Genomic DNA, 7,429 nt, shown 5'->3' with positions numbered 1-7,429 from the left:
CGCCAATAACTCGCTGATCGTCGATGGGGCCGGCAGCAGCATCACCGACACCACCATCACCAGCGGGCAGAACACCGCCAACTTCGCGGGCGGTGCGGCGACGGCGACGGTTAGCGGTGGCGGCGTCATCACCGGCAGCACGGTCACCGGCGGCGATGCCAGTGACACCGCTGCCGGCGGTGCGGCGACGATGACCGCTACCGGTACCGGCAGCACGATCACCAACAGTTCCGCGATTGGTGGCAAGGCCGGTGAGGGCACCGATGGCGGTGCCGGTGGTGGTGGTGGTGCGGCCACCGTTACCGCCGCGAGCGGCGGCACCGTCACTGATGTGGTGGCTACCGGCGGCAGTGGAGGTGCTGGTGAGGGCAGCGGTAGCACCGGCGGGGTGGGGGGCAGTGCCACGGTCACCGCGTCCAACGGCGGCAAGGTCGTCGCTGACGCGGACCACGGCGGTGACCCGAGTTCGGTGACCGGCGGTGCCGGTGGTGACGGTGACAACGGGGGTACCGGAGGCAAGGGCGGCAGCGCGCTGCTCGACGGGCAACATAACGCCACCGTCTACGGCCAGACGACCGGTGGTACCGGTGGATCGGCCGACGGGATCGGTGCGGTGGGCGGTAACGCCGGTGGTGCCAATATCTGGGGCGGGCGTAACTACGTGGCGGCGGAGGGTGGTTTGGCCCACGGCACTGTGATCGGTGGCGATGGCGGCGCTGCAACGGGCCTGAACTCCGTTGGCGGTAACGGAACCAGCGGCAGCATCGGGGCCACCGGTACCGGTGCTGAGGCCAGTGGGTCCGCCACCGGTGGTACCGGCGGTGCCGGCATCGACGGCGGCAAGGGCGGTGGCATCAGCTACAACGGGATTTCGCAGATCACCGCGCTGGGCACCGACGCCAAGGCCACCGGTGTCACGGTCGTCGGCGGCACCGGCGGGGACGGGATCGGTGTCGGCGGTGTGGGTGGCGACGGCGGGTATGTGAATGTCGGTGCGAACAACGCTGCCGGGGACCCCGGGGGCAGTTCGTGGACCAACGGGAGCGTGACGGCCGGTAGCGGCGGCGACGGTACCGGTGTCGACAACAGTGGCCCCGAGTCGCCCGGTGCCGGGGGGTCCGCTGACATCATCAACGGCGCCAACCAACACACCGACGGAAGCACCGTCAACCTTCCCGACGGCGTCGACAAGCCGTAGCCCGACCCTCACGAAAGCCAGCACGGCCCGGTCACTCGACCGGGCCGTGTTGCGTTGGAGCCTGGGCACGGTGGGCGCCCCGGCGCGTCTGCCCTGGCAAACATTCCGTACGCATTTTTACCTAATCTGAGACAGCGCTAAATGATGTACAAGAGCTGTGAATCTAGGTTTTGACGTTAACTACCTACTTCTCAGATTACAGTAAAGCCCAGCTCAAGGCGCTGAAAACACGCGTTGTCGCGGTCTTACGGGATCCTCACAGAAATAGGGGTTGACTAAGAAATTACCCCTGTTAACCTACCCCTCCATTAGAAATGCCATCGCCGTCAATATCTGCAGCTAAGGGGCACGTGCCATGTCGCGCTACCGTCCGAGCGTTCACAAGAATCGTCGTCGCGGCAGCCGCGCGTTGGGCTCCGGCACGGCGGTGAGCGCGTTTCTCGCCTTCGGGTTGGGGCCGCTGGCTGCGGCGCCTACCGCGCACGCCGACATCGAAGACGTGTGGGTGGAGCTGTTCGGTCAGGACTTGGGCACGGCCGTCGCGGACCTCAGCGTCAACTGGGGTGACCAGGCGGCGTGGGGCGTCGTTTTGGACTCGGCCAGCTGGGACGGGGTGTTCGATTCTTGGAGCGGCACCGCCACCTGGGATGCGGTGCTGGCTGACCTGAACCTCAGCGGTTTCGGAGCGGTTGATTTCAGCTGGCCCGGCGCAGCGGACGCCTCCTTCAACTGGGGTGAGATCAACTGGCTGATGCCGTTCGGAAACGGCGCTGACGGTACTGCTGCCAACCCCGACGGCGGCGCCGGCGGCTGGATCTACGGCAGCGGCGGCGCGGGATGGGACGCCGATGGGACCGGTGGCATCTACGACGGCGGCGCGGGCGGCCAGGGCGGCCTGTTTGGCGGCAACGGCGGTGACGGCGGCGACGGGTTCGGCACCGGTGCCGGTGGCGATGGTGGGGCCGCCGGCTGGTTCGCGTGGTTCAGCCACGGCGGTGATGGTGGTGATGGCGGCAGCGCGGTCACCGCGGGTGGCGACGGTGGTGCCGGTGGCGTCGGTGGCGACGCAGCGCTGTGGGGAATGTTCAGCACCGCTGGGGCTGGCGGTGCCGGTGGTGACGGTGCGGTCGGCGCAGCGGGATTGGCGGGCATCTTGGCCGGCGCCGATGGTGGCGCGGGTCAGAACGGTGGCGCCGGCGGTAACGGTGGTGCCGGCGGTAAGGGCTCGCTCCTGTTCGGTACGGGCGGTAAGGGCGGATCCGGTGGCACCGGTGCCGCCGGTGGCGCCGGTGGCGACGGTGCTGACGGCGAGGACGGCACCGCGGGCAGCGTCGACGCGATCAGCGGCGGCAACGGTGGTGCCGGTGGTAACGGTGGTGCCGCGGGCAAGGCCGGGGCCGGTGGTGCCGGCGGCTGGTTCGCCGCTGCGGGTGCCGCGGGCACCGAAGGTGACCAGGGCGTCGGCGCGGCCGGTGGCGATGGCGGTATCGGCGGCGACGGCCACGACGGGGCCGACGGTGCGGACGGCGACGCCTCCCACGTGGACGGGTTCGCCGGCCAGGCCGGTGGCGCCGGGGGCAACGCGGGCCAGGGCGGTGTCGGTGGCCAGGGTGCCGGCGGGCAGGCGGCCAACGGCACCGGCGGTACCGCTGGTAGCGGTGGCCAGGGTGGTAACGGTGGCGCGGGTTACGCCGGTGCTGACGGCAGCGCGTCGTCGCCCGATGGCGCGGCCGGCGGCAACGGCGGCGCGGGCGGTAACGGTGGCAAGGGCGGCCTAGAGGCCGACGGCGTCACGCGCGCTGCCGAAGGCGGCGGCGGTAACGGTGGTGACGGCGCCCAGGGTGGTCGCGGGTATGACGCGCTCGCCGACGGTGCGGCCGCGGGCACGTCGGGCGGCAACGGCGGTGTGGGCGGCAATGGCGGTGTCGGCGGAACCGGCGCTACCACCGGGACCCATGGTGTCGGCGGTGTCGGCGGCAACGGCGGTTCCGGTACCGACGGCGCTGATGGCGCGACCGGTGCCGCAGGCACGGCATCGACCATGAACGGCGGCGCCGGCGGCAACGGTGGCACCGGTGGTAACGCCGGAATCGGGGGCGCGGGTGGCGCTTCCGGCGGAGGCAACCACGCCGCGTCGGGCACCCACGGGTCGGCCGGCAAGGGCGGCGACGGCGGCGTCGGCGGGCATGGCTACGACGCGGCCACCGATCTCGGCGCGCTTGCGGGCACGGGCGGCGGCAACGGCGGTGTCGGCGGCAACGCGGGTATCGGCGGTCTGGAGGCCGACGGGTCGCGGGCGGTCTCCGGCGTTGCCGGTGCCGGCGGCGACGGCGGCGACGGCAAGGACGGCGCGGACGGGATCAACGGCACCGCCAGCGATGTCGACGGCACGGCCGGTCAGGCCGGTGGCCGCGGCGGCAACGGTGGCGTGGGCGGCTTGCAGGCCGATGGCACCACTCGTGCCGCGACCGGCCTCGGCGGCGACGGCGGCGCGGGCGGCAAGGGCGGCGCCGGTTATGACGCGGTGCTCGCCGGTGCGGCTCCGGGAACCGATGGCGGTGCGGGCGGCGCCGGCGGCAACGGTGGCCTCGGCGGTACCGGCCTGGTCGCCGGTCTGCATGGTGCCGGCGGTGTCGGCGGCAACGGTGGTTCGGGCACCGATGGCGCCCATGGTTCGGTCGGTACGGCGGGAACCGCCGGTAGCCCCGACGGTGGTGCCGGTGGTCACGGTGGCAATGGTGGCAGCGCGGGCGCGGGTGGCGCCGGTGGGGTTTCCGGTGGCGGTGTCCAGGCCGCCGATGGTGCCGATGGTGTGGCCGGCAAGGGCGGCAACGGTGGTGCCGGTGGTGCCGGCTATGACGCTGCCGCGGACGGTGCGGCGGCAGCCGGTACGTCCGGCGGCAACGGTGGTGTCGGCGGTAACGCCGGTCTGGGCGGCGCTCAGGTCGGTGGCGGCAACGCCGCGAACGGCTCGGCCGGTCTCGGTGGCAATGGCGGATCGGGCAAGAACGGAGTCGCCGGTGCTGCCGGCGATGCGGTCAACGTCAACGGTGGTGCCGGCACGTCCGGTGGCAACGGTGGCAATGGCGGCCAGGGTGGTCTGCAGGCCGACGGTGTCACCCACGCCGCGGCGGGCAAGGGCGGCAACGGCGGTGCCGGTGGTGCCGGCGGTGCCGGTTATGACGCGGTGGGCGCGGGTGCCGCGGCCGGCACGTCCGGTGGCAGTGGTGGTACCGGTGGCAATGGTGGTGTGGCCGGTACCGGTTCGACGGCCGGCACCCATGGTGCCGGTGGTGTCGGCGGCAAGGGCGGTTCGGGCACCGCGGGCTCGACGGGTGTGGCGGGCACGGCGGGCACGGCGGGCAGCCCCGATGGTGGTGCCGGTGGCAATGGCGGCAATGGCGGTAACGCCGGTGCTGGTGGCGCCGGTGGCTTCTCCGGTGGTGGAGCGCAAGCCGCCAACGGTGCCAACGGTGTGGCCGGCAAGGGCGGTAGCGGTGGTGTCGGTGGTGCCGGTTATGACGCGGCTTCCGATGGTGCGGCGGCGGCCGGGACCTCCGGTGGCAATGGTGGTGCCGGTGGTAACGCCGGACAGGGCGGCCTGCAGGTCGGTGGTGGCCGCGCCGCTGACGGCGCGGCTGGCGTTGGTGGCAACGGCGGGTCGGGTAAGGCCGGTACGGCCGGCGCCGCGGGCACCGCGGGCAGCGTCAATGGTGGTGCCGGTACGGCCGGTGGCAATGGTGGCAATGGCGGCAAGGGTGGTCTGCAGGCCGATGGTGTCACCCAGGCTGCGGCGGGCAAGGGCGGCAACGGTGGTGCCGGCGGCGCTGGCGGTGCCGGGTATGACGCGGTCAGCGCGGGTGCGGCGGCGGGCACGTCCGGTGGCAGTGGTGGTGCCGGTGGCAATGGTGGTGTGGCCGGTACCGGTTCGACGGCCGGCAACCATGGTGCCGGTGGTGTCGGCGGCAAGGGTGGCAGCGGAACCGACGGTGCCAATGGCGGCGTGGGCACGGCCGGTACCGCCGGCAGCCCCCATGGTGGTGCGGGTGTCAATGGTGGCAATGGGGGTAACGCCGGGGCCGGTGGCGCCGGTGGCCTCTCCGGTGGTGGTGTCCAGGCCGCTAATGGTGCCAATGGTGTGGCCGGTAAGGGCGGCAACGGTGGTGCCGGTGGTGCCGGCTATGACGCGGCCTCCGATGTCGCGGCCGCTGCTGGGACCGCGGGTGGCAATGGTGGTGTCGGTGGTAACGCCGGTCTGGGTGGCCTGCAGGTCGGTGGCGGCCGGGCCGCTGACGGCACCGCCGGCGTCGGCGGCAACGGTGGCGACGGCAAGGACGGGGTTGCCGGTACTGCCGGCGACGCCCTCAACGTCAACGGCACCGCCGGCACCGCGGGCGGTAATGGCGGTAACGGCGGCCTGGGTGGTCTACAGGCCGACGGCGTGACTCGGTCCGCTTCGGGCGCCGGTGGCGATGGTGGCGCCGGTGGCGCCGGTGGCGCCGGTTATGACGCGGTGGCCGCGGGTGCGGCGGCCGGTACCTCCGGTGGCAATGGCGCTGTCGGTGGCAACGGTGGTGTCGGTGGCACCGGTTCGGTGGCCGGGGCCCATGGTGCCGGTGGTGTCGGCGGCAAGGGCGGTTCGGGCACCGACGGCGCCAATGGTGGTGTGGGCACGGCCGGTACCGCCGGCAGCCCCGACGGTGGTGCCGGTGTCAATGGTGGCAATGGCGGTAACGCCGGTGCCGGTGGCGCCGGTGGCCTCTCCGGTGGCGGTGTCCAGGCCGCCGACGGTGCCGACGGTTCGGCGGGCAAGGGCGGCAACGGTGGTGCCGGTGGTGCCGGCTATGACGCGGCTTCTGATGGTGCCGCCGCGGCCGGAACGTCCGGTGGCAATGGTGGCGTCGGCGGCAACGCCGGCAAGGGCGGTGTCGAGGTCGGTGGCGGGCGCGCCGCGGATGGCGTGGCAGGTACCGGCGGTAACGGTGGCGACGGCAAGGACGGCGCGGCCAGTACCGTGGCCGGTGTTGACGGTGGTGCCGGCGGCAAGGGCGGCAACGGCGGTACCGGCGGTCTCGATGCCGATGGCGTCTTGGCCGGCACCGGCGGCAATGGTGGTCAGGGCGGCAACGGTGGTGCGGGCTTTGACGGCGCGGCCGGCGTGGACGGTAGCCCCGACGGCGGTCATGGCAGTGCCGGTGGTGCCGGTGGCGACGGTGGTCACGGTGGCACCGGCGCGTTCGGTGGCGCCGGTGGCGCGGGCGGCAACGGCGGCGAGGGTGGCGATGGCGGAACCGGCTTCAGTGCCGTCGTCGGCGACACCGATGGTGGCAACGGCGGTAACGCCGGGGCCGGTGGTGCCGGTGGTGCCGGCGGCTGGGGCGGACTGCACGACTCCGGCAACCCGGATGCGGTGGCCGGCAACGGCGGCAACGGTGGCGCGGCCGGCACTGCCGGTGATGGTGGCAACGGCTCCGGTGGCGGCGGTAACGCACTGGCAGGCAACGGCGGCAACGGTGGCGACGGGGCGCTCGGTGGCGCCGGTGGCGCGGCCGGGGTGGGTGCCGGTGCCGGCAACGGCGCTGCGGGCGCGGCCAGCAACGGCGGTGACGGCGGAGACGGTGGCGACGGCGACGGCATGAGCGGGGTGGTGCCGCAGTCCGGCGGCACCGGCGGCACCGGCGGCAACGGTGCCATTGGTGCGGCCGGCGGAAAGGGCGGCGCCGGTGGAACCGGTGCGGCGGTCGGCGTCGGCGCGGTCGGTGGCGGCGGCGGTGACGGCGGCGCGGGCTATCTCGGTGCCGGTATCGGCTACGGCGGCGGCGGCGGTGGTGGTGGCGGCGGTGCCTATGTCGGCGGCAGCGGAACCATCGACGATTCGACGGTCATCGGCGGAAAGGGCGGTGACGGCGGGGCCGGCACCGCGAGCGGTCCCGGGGCTGCGGGCCTGACCGGTGGTGTCGCCAGCGTCATCGTCGACGGCCTCGCGCAGAACGTGACGGTCACCGGCGGCAGCGCCACGACCGACTTCGCCGGCGGTGCGGCCACGGTCACTGTCGATGCCAGCAGTTCCATCTTGGACAGCAGTGTCCAAGGTGGTGACGCCGGCGCCGGTGGTGTGGGTGGCGACGCCGCTCTTAGCGCCACCAACGGTGGTGCCCTCGCCAGTGTTCAGGCCAAGGGCGGCAACGGCAGTGACAGCGCGGCCGGTGGTGAGGCGACCATCAGCGCCGA

General features: G+C 73.1%; 1 protein-coding gene and 1 pseudogene. Both read left to right on the top strand.

Annotated elements, in window-relative coordinates; all coding sequences use genetic code 11:
- A pseudogene (locus N416_RS23470) lies at window positions 1-1,198 on the top strand (hypothetical protein); the annotation flags it as partial.
- Window positions 1,199-1,553: 355 nt separating this feature from the next.
- Window positions 1,554-7,429 (top strand): hypothetical protein (locus N416_RS24230; protein ID WP_051190205.1); only part of this gene is annotated, 5,876 nt, incomplete at its 3' end.

The organism is Mycobacterium sp. UM_WGJ, assembly GCF_000455125.1.
In the GTDB taxonomy this organism is placed as follows: Bacteria; Actinomycetota; Actinomycetes; order Mycobacteriales; family Mycobacteriaceae; genus Mycobacterium.
The sequence above is the reverse complement of the archived record's forward strand: the minus strand, read 5'-3'. Positions and strand labels throughout refer to the sequence as shown.